Annotated in this window: 15 protein-coding genes and 1 other annotated feature; of the genes, 14 read left to right on the top strand and 1 reads right to left on the bottom strand. The window is 46.5% G+C overall.

Going from position 1 to position 15,872, the window contains the following annotated elements; genetic code table 11:
• Positions 1 to 140: 140 nt before the first annotated feature.
• The 11 genes from D2910_RS05135 (at position 141) to serA (ending at position 12,567) form a co-directional block, all read left to right on the top strand.
• Positions 141 to 755, top strand: coding sequence for a TerD family protein (locus tag D2910_RS05135; RefSeq protein ID WP_084243982.1), 615 nt, complete (start codon positions 141 to 143; stop codon positions 753 to 755).
• Between the two features lie 13 nt (positions 756 to 768).
• Positions 769 to 1,347 carry a TerD family protein gene (locus D2910_RS05130; protein ID WP_084243983.1) on the top strand — a complete coding sequence of 193 codons (579 nt, stop codon included), beginning with the start codon at positions 769 to 771 and terminating at the stop codon, positions 1,345 to 1,347.
• A 313-nt stretch (positions 1,348 to 1,660) separates the two neighbouring features.
• Positions 1,661 to 2,806 (top strand): HpcH/HpaI aldolase/citrate lyase family protein, encoded by a 1,146-nt coding sequence (locus tag D2910_RS05125; protein ID WP_101802020.1) that lies wholly within the window; start codon positions 1,661 to 1,663, stop codon positions 2,804 to 2,806.
• Positions 2,739 to 4,088, top strand: coding sequence for a phosphoribosyltransferase family protein (locus D2910_RS05120; RefSeq protein ID WP_117312623.1), 1,350 nt, complete (start codon positions 2,739 to 2,741; stop codon positions 4,086 to 4,088). The genes D2910_RS05125 and D2910_RS05120 overlap by 68 nt, the downstream gene beginning before the upstream one ends.
• Before the next feature lie 13 nt (positions 4,089 to 4,101).
• A complete protein-coding gene (locus D2910_RS05115) occupies positions 4,102 to 5,211 on the top strand; it encodes a cysteine protease StiP family protein (RefSeq protein WP_117312622.1) in 1,110 nt (369 codons plus the stop codon).
• Positions 5,208 to 6,023, top strand: a complete 816-nt coding sequence (locus tag D2910_RS05110) for a hypothetical protein (RefSeq protein ID WP_117312621.1) — start codon at positions 5,208 to 5,210, stop codon at positions 6,021 to 6,023. The genes D2910_RS05115 and D2910_RS05110 overlap by 4 nt, the downstream gene beginning before the upstream one ends.
• Before the next feature lie 15 nt (positions 6,024 to 6,038).
• Positions 6,039 to 7,652, top strand: a complete 1,614-nt coding sequence (locus D2910_RS05105) for a YceG family protein (protein ID WP_117312620.1) — start codon at positions 6,039 to 6,041, stop codon at positions 7,650 to 7,652.
• A gap of 19 nt (positions 7,653 to 7,671) precedes the next feature.
• Positions 7,672 to 8,748 (top strand): toxic anion resistance protein, encoded by a 1,077-nt coding sequence (locus D2910_RS05100; RefSeq protein WP_101802025.1) that lies wholly within the window; start codon positions 7,672 to 7,674, stop codon positions 8,746 to 8,748.
• Positions 8,749 to 8,769: 21 nt separating this feature from the next.
• Positions 8,770 to 9,348, top strand: coding sequence for a TerD family protein (locus D2910_RS05095; RefSeq protein WP_084243990.1), 579 nt, complete (start codon positions 8,770 to 8,772; stop codon positions 9,346 to 9,348).
• 168 nt (positions 9,349 to 9,516) lie between these two features.
• Positions 9,517 to 9,736, top strand: a binding site (T-box leader).
• A gap of 84 nt (positions 9,737 to 9,820) precedes the next feature.
• Positions 9,821 to 10,978, top strand: a complete 1,158-nt coding sequence (locus D2910_RS05090) for a pyridoxal-phosphate-dependent aminotransferase family protein (RefSeq protein WP_117312619.1) — start codon at positions 9,821 to 9,823, stop codon at positions 10,976 to 10,978.
• The gene (serA, locus tag D2910_RS05085; RefSeq protein WP_205854582.1) at positions 10,975 to 12,567 is read left to right on the top strand and encodes a phosphoglycerate dehydrogenase; all 1,593 of its coding nucleotides are present in this window, start codon (positions 10,975 to 10,977) and stop codon (positions 12,565 to 12,567) included. Before D2910_RS05090 ends, serA begins: the two co-directional genes overlap by 4 nt.
• Positions 12,568 to 12,586: 19 nt before the next feature.
• On the opposite strand, the gene D2910_RS05080 is transcribed toward serA, so the two are convergent.
• A complete protein-coding gene (locus tag D2910_RS05080; protein ID WP_117312618.1) occupies positions 12,587 to 13,372 on the bottom strand; it encodes an HAD family hydrolase in 786 nt (261 codons plus the stop codon).
• A 126-nt stretch (positions 13,373 to 13,498) separates the two neighbouring features.
• Here D2910_RS05080 and D2910_RS05075 point away from each other — a divergent pair, with 126 nt between their 5' ends.
• The 3 genes from D2910_RS05075 (at position 13,499) to D2910_RS05065 (ending at position 15,697) form a co-directional block, all read left to right on the top strand.
• Entirely contained in the window at positions 13,499 to 14,602 is a 1,104-nt protein-coding gene (locus tag D2910_RS05075; protein WP_117312617.1) for a nitric oxide synthase oxygenase, read from the top strand.
• A gap of 14 nt (positions 14,603 to 14,616) precedes the next feature.
• Entirely contained in the window at positions 14,617 to 14,838 is a 222-nt protein-coding gene (locus D2910_RS05070) for a hypothetical protein (RefSeq protein WP_117312616.1), read from the top strand.
• A gap of 139 nt (positions 14,839 to 14,977) precedes the next feature.
• Positions 14,978 to 15,697, top strand: coding sequence for a YebC/PmpR family DNA-binding transcriptional regulator (locus tag D2910_RS05065; RefSeq protein ID WP_084243995.1), 720 nt, complete (start codon positions 14,978 to 14,980; stop codon positions 15,695 to 15,697).
• Positions 15,698 to 15,872 lie beyond the last annotated feature (175 nt).

Here is a 15,872-nt window from a genome sequence, read left to right as displayed (position 1 = left end):
ACGCAAAATGGAAGATGCTAGGTTTAAGCTTGGAGGCAGTTTGCCGCAAATGGGCGCTTCGACCCTTAGAATTGAAATTTTCCGCATATATCAATAGTATTAACAATAGAATACATAAAGATGAATGGAGAGTGTTAACAGTGGCTATCAATTTAGTAAAAGGTCAAAAGATCGATTTAACAAAAGGACGTTCATCTCTTTCAAGCATCATGGTCGGACTTGGATGGGATCCTGTAGAAACGAAAAAAAGCGGCGGGTTCTTGAGTTCTTTGCTTGGCGGTGGAGGCGGCGGTTCGGATATCGACTGTGACGCTTCAGTCATCATGCTTGATGAAAATGGAAAACTCAAAGGCAAGGAAAACCTTATTTATTTCGGAAACAAGCAAAGCCGCGACGGCAGTGTTGTGCATTCAGGCGATAATCTTACCGGTGAAGGCGAAGGCGATGATGAAACGATCAATATTGATCTTAAAAAAATCTCCCCGTCAATCCATCGCTTGATTTTCGTTGTGAACATTTATAATGCGAAACAGAAAAAACAGGATTTCGGTATGATTGAAAATGCGTTTATCCGTCTGGTCGATAACCAGACCAGAGAAGAATTGATCCATTATAATCTGACAGAAAATTATTCCGGCAAAACCTCACTGATTCCTGGTGAATTATATCGTCAGGGCAGCGAATGGAAATTCTCTGCTGTAGGCGAAGGAACGACCGATTCTGATATTGGCGCAATTGCCAATAAATATGCATAAGGAGTGATTTGGAATGGCAATTAACTTATCAAAAGGACAAAAAGTAGATTTGACTAAAAGCAATCCAGGCTTGTCGAAAGTAGTGGTAGGACTAGGCTGGGATACGAATAAATATGACGGCGGCAAAGATTTTGATCTCGATTCTTCGGTTTTCCTGTTGAATGCGGAAGGCAAAGCCTCCTCAGAAGCTGATTTTATTTTCTATAATAATACAAAAGGTGCCGCTGGTGCAGTTGAGCACACAGGCGATAACCGCACAGGCGAAGGCGAAGGCGACGATGAACAAGTCAAAGTGGATCTTTCAGCTGTTCCTTCTGCCATCGAAAAAGTCACTTTTGCCATCACCATCCATGATGGTGAAGCAAGAGCCCAGAATTTTGGACAGGTAAGCAATTCCTATGTACGCATTCTCAATGAAGATACAAATGAGGAACTGATCCGCTATGATTTGGGAGAGGATTTCTCTATCGAAACTGCTATCGTCGTAGGTGAATTATACCGTCACGGCGGGGAGTGGAAGTTCAATGCAATCGGAAGCGGCTATCAAGGCGGCCTTGGGTCGCTGGTTAAGGACTTTGGACTCGACAGCTGATCTCGCAAGTTGAAAAAGCAAGGGGCTGGGCTCCTTGCTTTTTTTCTCAATTCTGATGGAAGTATGGATTAAATTAATTAAACTTATTAAAAAACATTTATATACCGCTTCGGCGCTAGAGGGATCTCTAGAGATATGGAGCAAAACAGCGAAGACGCCCAGGTGACCAAGCGAAGTGCTGAGATCCACTCGGGCGAAGCGTGCTGAGCACGAGTTAGCTCGGCGCAAGCCACCAGGCAAGCGCCGCTGTTTTGCGGAATATCGGTTATTAAGATTTATTGCTTTAATTTAATTGTGCCGGGAGGATTTCATAATGAGACATTTTAATGCATTAGATGATTCTGAGTTACAGACGTTTTTTAAATACCCCCCGGCAGAATTTAATCGAGATACGGATCGGGAAAAACTTGGGCTGGCGTTGGGGGCAGCGCTCTACACACCAGGCTCAAGACCTGATTTCGCAGCTAAGATTATAGCCGGAAGTTATCGGCGGGACACATTTTCAGGATTGGCGACATTGATGATCTGCCTGGAAGACGCGGTGGCTGATACCGAATTGGAATCAGCGGAAGCGAATGTTGTTTCACAACTGAAAGAGCTTGAGCAAGCGTCCCAATCACATATTGAAGGCAGCCCGTTGCTGTTTTTGCGTATTCGAAATTCTGGCCAATTGGATAAATTAACAAAATTGGCGGGCAGTTCACTTGGCATGCTTACTGGCATTGTGCTTCCTAAAGTGCAGGCTGCGGATCTGGAACCTTTTTTCTCAGCTCTGGACCGCGCCAGCGAAAGTGCGGGCAGAAAATTGTATGCATTGCCTCTTCTTGAAACGGAAGAAGTGCTGTTCGCTGAAACGCGTGAACAGGCATTAATGGATATTTACAGCAAATTACGGCATGAAAAAGACCGTATTTTGACAATCAGGGTTGGAGCCACTGATTTCTCAAGCCTTTATGGTCTTCGGCGTCCGGTGGAACGCACAATTTACGATGTTCACTTGATCAGGGATTGCCTGATTTCAATACTCAATAAATTTACGAAAGCTGAAGACGGCTTTATTGTTTCGGGACCAGTTTATGAATATTTCACGGCAGAAACGGATGCATGGCTTTCTTCGAAACCGGAGAAAGTTCTTTGGGAAGAAGTGCAATTGGATGTTCTGAACGGATTTAAAGGAAAAACGTGCATTCATCCTTCTCAGATTGCGATTGTGAATGCGGGGCATATCATCTCACATGAAACATACGAAGACGCAATGCTCATTTTGGCGAAAAGCGATACTTTTAATGGAATCCTGCAAAGCCCGCAGCGCAATAAAATGAACGAAGTAAAACCGCACCTGAGCTGGGCGAAAAAAGTGGCTGCTCAAGCGGAAATATATGGGGTGCTGAATGAATACTACAAACCAATCGACGTCCTCAATCACATACGAGCAAAACAACTTGCAAACCAGGTATAAGTACTGGGATAAAATGGACATAGAAGTGTCCGCAACGGAAAGTTATGGGGATTTGCCAATGGAATCCCTATTTTCCGTGGCATTGCGGGTCAATAAAAAAAGGCAATTTCTATTTGTCAGCAAATTAATTGCAAAACATTTGGCGGTTCATCCATCAATAGCGCTGGGGACCGGCAGTCTTCTTGCTTCATTATTAATGGAGAAAGCAGGTTTGAAGCCAATTCCGCAGCACAAAAAAATCGTGGAAATGATTGAGTCAGCAAAAGCCTGTCTCGAAACAAGCCATGAATCACTTGCATATCGAACGGCTTTGCCGGATAAAACTGTTTTCATTGGAATGGCGGAAACAGCCACTGGTCTGGGACATTCTGTTTTTCATCACTTTGATGAAGCCGCTTATATCCATACGACCAGGGAGGAAATTATCGGGGCATCTCCCGCTTTTGTGTTTGAAGAAGAACATTCACACGCCACTTCACACAAAGTTTATGCACCGGCGGGAATGCTGGAAGAAGCGGATACCATTATTCTGATCGATGATGAGATTTCGACAGGCAACACTTTAGTGAATTTAATCACGGCATTGGATTCCCAATTTCCAGGCAAGAAATACATATCCCTCTCTATTCTTGATTGGCGGAGCGAAGGCCAAAAGCGAAAGCTTGAGGACATGGCGGCAGCACGTAATCTGACTGTCGACGTCTTGTCTTTGCTTAAAGGGGAATTCGACCTGAAACATAGTGAATCACCTGGTGAAACGGAGATTGCCGAACTGAAAGGTTCGGGTCAAAAGACTCCTGGCCGCTCGATGCAAGTTCAGGCGATTGAACTGCAATCAGCTACAGGCCAGCGATATCTGCCATTTACCGGCCGCTTTGGATTATCGAGCAGCAGCCATTCAGAAATCGGAAGATGGGCTGAACAATTGGCAAAAACAGTACCTGCCAGCAAGAAACCACTCGTGATTGGAATAGGGGAGAATATGTATTTGCCTCTTCGGTTCGCTTTAGCGCTTGGTGGAGATGCATCGGTTCAGACAACCACAAGAAGCCCTATTTTTGCTGCTGAAGAAGACGGTTACCCGATTAAAGAGAAAGTTCGCTTTAAGTTGCCGGATGCGGAAGATGTCAATCAATTCCTTTATAATATAAGCAGAATCGACGCTGATAGAATTTATCTGTTGGCTGAATCGGTTGCGGACGAAGCAAGCTGGCAGCCGCTGATTTCATATCTTGAAAAAAAAGCGCCAGTCGAGTGGCTCGTTCTGACAGACAAAAAATGAAAGAGGTGGCCTGATGATTACTGCTGGTTTAGTGAAAACAAGCTATCCCGAGAACGATATTACATTTTTACTGAAAGATGTTACGGATGATTTTGAGGAAAGCTCATTGGAAGAACGCGAAAATGCAGTGCAGACAGGCGGCCATTATGCTGAGCGGCTTCCAGTCGAATACCGGCCATCCGAAGAGTATACAAAACTTTATCACCAATCTGTGCAGCAGACAAAAAAACAATTGAGCCATCTTGTCGGAGTGGTGGCAAGAAGGATCCAATTGAATGCCGGAACAGACGTTATTGTGCTGGTTTCACTGGCGCGTGCTGGAAGTCCTATCGGCATCTTGATCAAACGATACGCGGAACAGATGATGGGTATGAAATGGCCGCATTACAGCGTCTCGATTTTACGCGATAAGGGAATAGATGAAAAAGCCATCGGAACGATTCTGGAAAAGCATCCCGGCAGTCGTATTCAATTTATTGACGGGTGGACAGGGAAAGGCGCTATCCAGAAGGAATTGACGAAATCGCTCTCGTCGCTGAACCGCGAATACGGCACTGATCTGCAAGATGACATGGCTGTGCTCGCCGATCCTGGCGCCTGTGCCGTATTGTTCGGTACGAGAGAAGATTTTCTGATTCCGAGCGCATGCTTGAATTCTACGGTTTCGGGTCTGGTGAGCCGAACAATTCTGAACGACCGCTATATCGGTCCCGAGGATTATCACGGCGCGAAATTTTATGGCGAATTAATAGAAGAGGATCTGTCGAATGATTTCGTGGATCAGGTGACAAGCTGTTTTGCCGAAACCAGCAAAGCATCTGAAGAGGAAGCATACAGCACTCCTGTAACTGCGGAACGTACTTGGGAAGGCATGAAAGAAGTCGAAGAAATCGGTCGCAGTATGTACAGTGAAACGGATTACCACCTGGTAAAGCCTGGTGTTGGTGAAACTACGCGTGTTTTGCTCCGGAGAAACCCATGGAAAGTATTGGTCAGAGATATCGAGCATCCGGATGTAAAGCATATCCTGATTCTTGCCGAAGAAAAGGATGTTCCGGTGGAAGAAGTGCCGGATTTATTTTACCGTTCAATTGGCCTGATCAAATCGGGGAAAGAAATATGACATTATTATTCGCAAGCGATCTCGACCAGACACTGATTTACTCACGGAGATCCATGGGCAATGAAGTAAAGCCTGAAGAATTGATCGAAGTCGAACGCTTTGAAGGAAAGCCGCAATCTTTCATGACCGAACAAAGCCAGGCTGCTTTATGGGAGTTGGAAGAAAACACCATATTCGTTCCGGTTACGACCAGGACACGCGAACAATACGAACGGGTGACCGGAATTTATGAAGGCGATGAACCACCGCAATTCGCAATCATCTCAAATGGCGCTGTCATTCTGGAAAACGGTGAACCCATCAAGGAATGGTCGACCGATATCCGGAAGCAATGTGTCAGCAAAAAGACGGTCATCGAAGAATTGATGCCGGTGATCCAGCAGCATTTTGATGAAGATTGGGTGCTGCGCGTGAGACGGGCAGAAGACTGGTTTGTCTACCTGATTGTCGACAGAGCAAGTTTTCCGGAAGACAAACTATCCTATTATACAGAACTTTTTCATGAAATCGGATGGGGAATTTCGCTGCAGGGAAGAAAGCTTTATTTGATGCCTGAAAGTATAACGAAAGCTGCAGCGATGGAATATGTCAGAGATCGCATCAAAGCCGATTATGTGGTGGCTGCCGGAGATTCGCTGCTGGATCTGGATCTTCTGGAAAGCGCGGACACCGGTTTGCTCGCTGCTCACGGTGAGGCAGTGAAATCGGATGCCGACGTTTCCGGGCACATTATTGTAACTGAAGAGCAGGGAATAAAAGCAGGCGAGGAAATATTGGCGAAAGTCGCGGATATATCCATGCAGAGCAAATAGCAAGGGGGGAAACCCATGGTTCAATTGCATCCGGTCCGTGTAAGAACATGGGATCCGGAGAAGGTTGGCGAATGGCTGAATAAGCCTGTCGTCAATCATACAGAAACGAAAGTGGAAGATGAAGATATCACCTATCCGCAGCTTCTCGGTGAATTTATCGGTTTGCCGCTGGATGAAGATGATTATTTTGCGTCAATTTATGAAACGATGGAATCAGCCGGCGGGCGGCTGATTCGGCTGTCCGGTAAAATGAACAAACATATTGAGCAGGACCGATTGAAAGCGCTTCAGGATCTTTTTGAAATGAACCGGAAAGAAAATGGGTTATCCGCCAGCAGGATCGTGGCATTCCTGGACGGCAAGGGGTTGCTGCCCCGGCTGAAAGATGCTGGTTTAAACCGCCGCATCCGAGTGGTCATGATCGATGTGCTGAAATCATTTCAGGAACAATCAGGCGGCAGCACTGTCCAGTCGTCATTCAGAAGAGTTGCGACCGATTTGGTGAAATGGACATTCAATCATATTGAGCCGGAGCTTATAAAACTGAATCTCGAAAAAGGGCTCCCTGGTTTTCTGTGGTACGGCGATGCAACAGAAAGTGAAAAGTGGTTTCTGAAACTGGCATCCGCGTTTGGCTTCCATGTTGTAGTTTATGATCCGACAGGCGAGAAATGGTTCGGCAAAATGGCTGGTGAAGAAAACCTCCATAGCCACAGCTTTCAGGTCAACGCTGAATCTCCACCGCCTTTTCCGGAAGAAAAACCTAAGCGGGTCGGCACTGTGGCTTACCGGGCGACGCAGGAAGTGGATCGGCTGCTGCATCACGATGACTCAGGTCTTTACAAGCCATTTCAGTTTAAATCCTATGTAACACATTCTATCCGGCTGAAAACGACGATTGATGAGGCTTTCATGCTTGCGAAAGAACGCGCGATGGTCCGTCCTTCTTTTTCGGTTGAACGCGGCGTCGTCCATATTCCGGTTGTATTCGCTAAAGTCATGGGGATTGAGAAAGATCGAAAACGCTTCTGGGACAATATCCACAAATTGACGGAACGGGAAGACACGAAATTAGTGAGAAGCTTCCCGTTCATCGAAGAGCGCAAAGGCAATCAGCAGTTTCATTATCGCGCTGCGCTGGACAAAAACGGCAGATTGGATCCCGAAAAAATGAAAAAATCCAATTGGTGGCGCTACAGCAAGCTGCCGGATGGAGTCCAGACGGCAATTGGCGAAGCCATCGCCAGGCATGTAGAGAAACCGATATTACTGCTGCAGAATGGTGAATCGTTTGAAGATCTGCAATTGTATGCTTTTTCACAGTCCATGACACTTCCGGATCCCGTCATCCAATTGATCCAATTATTTGATTATCCGCAGTTTGTCCCGACACTTTTGTTTTATAATGAAGAGAAGGATGGCGAGCTGAGCCGGGCTGATGCGAATGCCATAGCGCTGATCCACAGCTTCGGCCTTGATAATATCATCATCAATCCGCAGGGGCATCAGGATATCGAACGTTGGGTTGATACAGAATCATTTGATGTGCATTGGCTTGATGAGCGCAGTTTTAATGAGCCGTTCCAGGAACCTTCAGCAGTCAGGAAATTCCTCGGAAGGTTCTTATAATAACAAAGGAGGGTTAATGATGAATACGATGCCAGACCAGATTGAACAGCAGGAACTCGTCATGAAAGACGAAAACCAATTGAAAGTGCAATTGAAAAAAGATCCTCAAGTACTGCAATTGGCTTCAAAGATCGATCCGAAAAACCAGATTGAGCTATTGGAATTCGGACGCGAACCGGCAAATGAAATTTCAGCGTTTACAGGGAAAGTCCTGAATTCTGTCCAGGCGAACAGCATGGAGGAATCCAGTGAGCTGTTGAAGCAGCTGGGCAGAATCATGGATAAATTCGATAAAAAGGATTTTGTTGAGAAGAAAGGCTTCTTAAACAAAATCTTCAATAAAGGAAATAAGATGATCGAACAGCTCTTCAATAAATACCAGACGATGGGTACGGAAATCGATAAAGTTTATGTGGAAATCACCAAATACGAGTCGGAGATGAAAAAATCGACGACGACCTTGGAAAACCTGTACGATCAGAATTTCCAATATTTCATGGAATTGGAGAAATACATCGCAGCCGGAGATATTAAAGTCGAAGAACTGAAAGCGCAAGAACCGGAAGTCCGCAAGAAAGCGGAAACTGGGGACCAGATGGCATTGATGGAATTGAATTCATTGCAGAATGCCATCGAACTTCTGGAACAGCGCGTATATGATCTGGAAATGGCGAAGCAGGTTTCCTATCAGGCGGCTCCGCAAATCCGTATGCTGCAGCGTGGCAACACGAAATTGATCGGGAAAATCAATTCAGCTTTCGTTACCACGATTCCGATTTTCAAAACCGGTCTGATCAACGCAATCGCGGCAAAACGCCAGAATTTGGTCGCTGAATCGATGAGCGAACTGGACCGACGCACAAACGAGATGCTATTGAACAATGCAAATGATATTTCCCGGCAGTCGGTTGATATCGCTCGCATGTCTGGCCAGCCGAGCATCAAGATTGAAACAATCGAGCAGACATGGGAGACTATTATGCAAGGCATGAACGATACGCGAGCCATTGAAGACGAAAACCGCAAGATGCGGGAAGAAGGGCGCCTGCGCATCGAAGAATTGCAGAAGAAATATGAGGATACACAACGAAAATAACGTTATCGGAGGAGATTATTAATGTCATCAATCAACCTGTCAAAAGGCCAAAAAATCGACTTAACAAAAACAAATCCGGGACTCACAAAAGTGACAGTAGGCCTCGGCTGGGATACGAACAAGTATAGCGGCGGCGGTGATTTCGACCTTGACGCGTCCATTTTCCTTGTAGGCGAAAACGGCAAATCCCGCGGACCGGAAGATTTCGTTTTCTATAACAACCTGGTTGGCGGAAACGGTTCTGTTACCCATACAGGCGACAACCTGACTGGTGAAGGTGAAGGGGACGATGAGCAAGTGATCGTCGACTTGCCGAATGTGCCTGCTGAAATCCATAAAGTTGTTTTCACGGTTACAATCCATGAAGCGGATAGCCGCGGCCAGAATTTTGGCCAGGTATCCAATGCTTTCATCCGTGTCATGAACGAAAGCAATAACGAAGAAATTCTGCGTTATGACCTTGGCGAAGATTTTTCCATCGAAACAGCGCTTGTGGTCGGTGAATTATACCGCCACGGAGGCGAATGGAAATTCAACGCAATCGGCAGCGGCTACCAGGGCGGACTTGCTGCACTCGTCAGCGATTTCGGTTTGGCATAAACAGAATCAGGACCGTTCCTCTTTTGAGGAGCGGTCTTTTTTAAATTTTTTATTTCAATGGAGGACCAGTCACTAAAAGGATGAAAACGCTTCCTTAGATTTCTGAATAGTAAGATTTCGTTGACAATCATTTTCTATGTGTATATGATGGATGAAATTCCAATACAGAAAATTATTTAGATGGAGACAAGGTCTGGGTATGGAAATCTGCAGAGAGCTGATGGATGGTGAAAATCAGCGTTTTCCTCCCGGATCAGCACTCCTGAATAGATGGGCCGAATCACAGTAGGCCTTTCCGTTTCGTGCGCGTTAAGCATTTGGACCAATGAGGCTGTGCATCAGCAGCGAATTAGGGTGGTACCGCGAATAAAGGCTTTTCGCCCCTTGCATCTTTATGTGAGGAGTGAAGGGCCTTTTTTTCGTTCATTCCCGAAATTGAAATTCAAAAATGAAAAGGGAAGAGGGAGATTTTATGTTGACTGATCAGCAGATTTTGCGGATACCGGGTCCGAGCCCGATACCGCCAAGTGTCAGCCTTGCAATGGCGCAGCCGATGATTGGCCATAGAGGACAGAGTACGTCCGATATGCTGTCTGTCATCCGTCCGAAACTGAAGCGTGTTTTTGGCACAGAGCAGGAGGTTCTGATTTTAACTGCCAGCGGAACGGCAGGACTGGAGGCGGCCGTGGTCAATGCGGTCGCACCGCATGATGAAGTGCTGGTCATTGTGAGCGGTGCTTTCGGGGAGCGCTTCGCGGATATCTGTAAGACCTATAATATTCAAACACATCTTATTGAAACAGAATGGGGCAAAGCGGCGACTGTTTCCGATATCACCGAAGCATTTGAGGCACATCCGAATATCAGGGCTGTATTCATGACTTATTGTGAAACTTCTACAGGTGTCCTGAATCCGGTAAAGGAGTTGGCTGCTGAAATTCGGAGCAGATCTGAAGCGTTGATCATTGTGGACGGCGTTTCCTGCATTGGAGGTGTGGAAACCAGAATGGATGAGTGGGGACTTGATATTGTCGTTAGCGGTTCCCAAAAGGCTTTCATGCTGCCGGCGGGTCTTGCGTTTATTGCAGTAAGTGACCGTGCATGGAATAAAATCGAAAGGAATCCTCAGCCACGGTTTTACCTGGATTTGAAAAAGCACCAGGATAATCTGATAAAAGATACAACCCCATTTACGCCGGCGCTGTCACTTCTCTTTGGTCTGCAAAAAGCGCTGGAGCTGATGGAAGAGGAGGGGCTCGTAAATGTTTATGCAAGACATGACCGGCTGATGAAGATGACGAGGTCCGCTTTCAAAGCCCTCGGCGTTCCGCTTTTGACAGAGGACAAAGATGCTTCTCCCACTGTAACGGCCGTTAAGCCGGCAGACTTTGACGCTGAAGTGCTGCGGAAAGTGTTAAAAGGGGAGTTTGCCATGGAAGTGGCGGGCGGCCAGAAGATACTTGCAAATAAAATATTCCGCATCGGACATATGGGCTATTGTTCACCGGCAGATATGCTGCAGGCGATAGCCGCGATTGAAATCGCCATTGCCAAAGCAGGAGGAGAGATTCAGCTTGGGAGCGGTGTCAGGGCAGCGCAGCAGGAATATCTGAAAGGGGCGAATGGATGATGAAGGAATACAGAATTTTGGTAAGTGATCCATTGAGTGAAGAAGGGATTTTTCCTCTCCGCGATGCAGAAGGGTTAAGCGTGGTTTTCGATACTGAGCTAACGCCGCAGGAACTGGCAGAAAAAATTGGCGGTTTTGATGCCTTGCTTGTGCGCAGTAAAACGCAAGTGACACGGGAACTGATTGAAAAAGCCGAGCGGCTGAAAATTATCGGACGCGCAGGAGTCGGTGTAGACAATATCGATTTGGAAGCGGCCACTGAAAAAGGGATCATCGTGGTGAACGCACCGGATGGCAATACGAATTCCGCTGCGGAACATACCATTGCGATGCTGATGTCGATGGCGCGTAAGATTCCACAAGCTTTTACAGCGCTGCGCAACCGGGAATGGGATCGGAAATCGTTTGTGGGGGTGGAGCTGAAAGGGAAGACTTTGGGTGTCGTAGGATTGGGCCGGATCGGAATGGAGGTTGCGGCACGGGCAAAAGGCCAAAGGATGAACATCATCGCTTATGATCCTTTTTTGACAGAAGAGCGGGCTGAAGAACTGGGCATCGGTTTCGGGACAGTGGAAGAAGTCCTGAAAGCATCGGATTTTATAACGGTGCATACACCGTTGTTGAAGGAAACACGGCATCTGATAAATGCGGAAGCTTTCAAGTTGATGAAACCCGGCGTGCAGATCATCAATTGCGCGCGAGGCGGCATCATCGATGAAATTGCCTTGTACGATGCGATCAAGTCCGGCAAAGTAGCAGGAGCGGCGCTCGATGTATTTGAACAGGAACCGATGGTCGATTTCCGGCTGCTTGACTTGCCGGAGGTCGTTGCGACTCCGCATCTTGGCGCCAGCACTTTTGAAGCGCAGGAAAACGTGGCAATTGATGTCAGCCATGATGTAGTCAGTTATTTCAGCACGGGGACGGTAAGGAATTCAGTTAACCTGCCGTCGGTGCCAAGGGAAATCATGAAGAAAATTGAACCTTATTTTGATCTTTCTGAGCGGTTAGGCGCTTTTTTGACAGATCTTTCGGACAGCACGGCTACAGAGGTGAATATCAGTTATTCGGGTGAATTGGCCGATTTCGAAGTCGGTCCCTTGACACGCAACGTCCTGAAAGGACTGCTCAAGCGCCATTTGGGTAATCGGGTGAACGATGTCAACGCCATGTTTCTTGCCCATCAAAAAGGCATTACCGTAAATGAAAACAAGTCTGCCTCATCCAAAGGTTTCACCAATCTTATTTCTGTAGAAGTTTTGACGGCAACAGGCAGACGGAAAACGGCCGGGGCTTTATTGAATGGCCAAGGCCCACGTATTGTCAAAGTTGATGATTATATTGTAGATGTCGTTCCTGATGGGCATCTGCTATTTATCCGCCATCACGACCGGCCGGGTGTCATCGGCCGCGTAGGGACGCTTCTTGGGCAGGAAGGTGTCAATATTGCGACGATGCAGGTAGGACGTTCAGCGGAAGGCGGAGCCGCCATTATGATGCTGTCGATAGATAAGCCGGCTGAAGAAAAAAGTCTCCGCCAATTGGAGGAATTGGCAGAGATCGACAAGGTGAAAGCGGTGGACTTATAGTAGTTGCTTCTTCGCTGATTTAAAGTTTTTCCAGTAACGGCATCAATTCCTGCAAATTCTGTATCTCAAAATCAGGGGAAATGGAATTATGCGCTGTTTTTTGCTCGCGGTTTACCCAAACTGACTTGATGCCGGCTCGATTAGCGCCGAGAATATCGGTCAGCAAGTTGTCACCGACCATCAAAGTTTCTGCTTTATGGGAGCCGGTTTTGGTTAAGGCATATTCAAAAATAGATACATCCGGCTTGCCGACACCGAAGGCACCGGAAACGATGATCGTATTGAAATAAGGGGCGATTTCCGGAGTTATGGTCAGTTTAGTCTGCTGGAGACTTGGTGAACCGTTTGTCAGGAGCACGAGGTGATAGCGGCCTTTCAAATGATCGAGGATTTGGAATGTCTCCTTATAAATAAAAGGATTTCTGCGCCGCATCGCAGGAAAATATTCACTCAGTTGTTCTGCCAGTCGATCATTCTCGATACCCGACTTTTTGAGCGCGTTTGTCCAGGCTGTTCGCCGATATGCCGGCATAAGTCTTTTCATGTTTTGGAACTGTTCACCTGCATCATCGAATTCACCCCATAATCCTTCGAAAGGATTGATGCCAATCGACTTAGTGAATTCATAAACTTCTGTTTCAGCGTATGCAGCAGCAGCTTCAGAGCGGATAGCCTTTTCAAGTTCGCCGGCTTTTACTCCACATTCCTTTTCAGCGTATAAACAGGTCATCTGCAATGCAGTCTCAACGCTTTTCTTGTCCCATAATAATGTATCATCCAAATCGAATATGATGGTTTTAATCAAACAGCTCAACTCCTGAAAGGCTTTTTTCAAGTGTACTGCACCTTCAGGGGAAATCATAGAGTCGACACAATTGCACCGGCTGAAGTATTTGGGAAATGCTATCATGTTGGAAGAGGAGTGAAGTTCATGAAAATTGCCATGGCCAATCGACCTTTAATCGAAGAAGCAGGTTATTTTATTCAAACTTGCTACGACGAATTGGGAAAAACCGAATCAGAAATTCACAATCGGATGAACAGTATCATAGAAGAAGTTGAAGAAACGGGGACTTATACACATACATTAGAGGAACTGGAGCACGGAGCACGGATGGCGTGGCGCAATAATAACCGGTGCATCGGCCGCCTGTTCTGGAATACGTTGACCGTTTTTGACGCGAGACATCTTGAGACAGCGGAAGGTGCATTCAATGCTTTAGTTGACCATATTGTGTATGCAACCAACGATGGCAAAATTCGCCCGGCTTTAACCGTATTCCCTGCGCAGCAAAATAACACAGAAAAACTGCGACTCTGGAATCACCAGCTTCTGCGCTATGCGGGCTATGAAAAAGATGGAACCATAGTCGGTGACTCGTCCTCTGTGGAGTTTACGAAGCAATGCATGGAATTGGGCTGGAAAGGGCAAGAGACGGCTTTTGACATTCTGCCTATCGTCATTGAAGAAACGGATAACGAAGTGAAATACTTCGATATCCCGAAGCACGCAGTGATGGAAGTGGAAATAAAACATCCTGAATTTGAAGGTTTTTCCGATCTTGAAGCCAAATGGTACGGCGTGCCGATCATATCGGATATGAAGATGGAGATAGGTGGCGTCCATTATACGATGGCTCCATTCAACGGGTGGTATATGGGCACTGAAATCGGCGCACGCAATCTGGCTGATGAAGACCGTTATGATCTCTTGCCGGCAATCGCTGAGAAGATGGGTTTGGATACCAAATCAAACCGCTCGCTTTGGAAGGATAAAGCTCTTGTCGAATTGAATATAGCAGTATTGGAGTCATTTGCGGAGGCTGGCGTTACCATCGTCGACCACCATACAGCAGCCAAGCAGTTCAAGAATTTTGAGAAGAAGGAAGAGACAGCCGGGCGCAAAGTCACAGGGAATTGGGCATGGCTCATACCGCCGATGTCGCCAGCCACCACACATATCTTCCATAAGCCTTATAAAAATGATATCGTCAAACCGAACTTCTTTTATCAAAAAGCACCTTATCATTCTTGAAAGGGGCAAAACAAATGAAAGAATTCAAAATCACTTATTTTTTCGATGAAGAACATTATATTCGCCGGTTTATTTTTGAGGAGTCCCAGGAAAAGGCGGAAGCGCTTGTACAAAGTGAGCGGGACCAATATATTTCATTCACCGACAGCAGAGGGATTTATCATGAACTGGATACGGGGAAAGTCCGGGTCACACAAGTCTCGGAATATCATCGTATAGACAAGGCAAAATCCTGAGAAGCTCCGTTATCATTGGCGGCGCTTTTTCTTTTTGCGGCTTTCCTGCTGTATAGCTCGAATAAATGGCGGGTTTTATTATATAATAGAAGGAGTGAACGTTCTTCACATTCAAAGCTGAAAGAAAGTGGGAAACAGTATGGGACGCAAGTGGAATAATATCAAAGAGAAAAAAGCATCAAAAGACGCAAACACAAGCCGCATCTATGCGAAATTCGGACGGGAGATTTATGTGGCCGCCAAACAGGGCGAGCCGGATCCGGAATCGAACCAGGCGCTGAAAGTCGTATTGGAGCGGGCAAAAACATACAGTGTGCCAAAAGCGATCATTGACCGGGCGATTGAAAAAGCCAAAGGCGGATCGGAAGAAAGTTATGACGAACTTCGCTACGAGGGCTTCGGGCCGAATGGTTCCATGGTAATTGTGGACACATTGACGAATAACGTGAACCGTACAGCTTCGGATGTACGTGCAGCGTTCGGTAAAAACGGCGGCAATATGGGTGTCAGCGGTTCTGTCGCTTATATGTTCGATCCGACGGCGGTTATCGGAATCGAAGACCAGAAGACCGCGGATGAAGTGCTTGAAATGATGATGGAAGCGGATATTGATGTCCGCGATGTCATTGAAGAAGAAGATGCGGTGATTGTGTATGCCGAGCCGGATCAATTCCATTTGGTGCAGGAAGCTTTCAAAGAAGCGGGCATCACTGATTTCACTGTTGCTGAGCTTACGATGATGGCGCAGAATGATGTGGAGCTGCCGGAAGACGCGCAGGCGCAATTTGAAAAAATGATTGATGCCATCGAGGATTTGGAAGATGTCCAACAGGTTTACCATAATGTCGATTTAGGATAACGAGTGTAAGAAAAGCGACGGCACCCGTTCAGCTCTGACAAGCATAAGACGGATCAGCGAAGTGGCTTTGGCCGCGCAGCTGATTTGGCTTATGACTCGAAGAGCTGGGTCGCCGGAGTCTGGACAGGAAAAACAGCCCTTTTTTACTGGAGGGCTGTTTTTTTTATCCGCAATG

It is taken from the genome of Planomicrobium okeanokoites (genome assembly GCF_003428875.1).
GTDB classification, from domain to species: domain Bacteria; phylum Bacillota; class Bacilli; order Bacillales_A; family Planococcaceae; genus Planococcus; species Planococcus okeanokoites.
The sequence above is the reverse complement of the archived record's forward strand: the minus strand, read 5'-3'. Positions and strand labels throughout refer to the sequence as shown.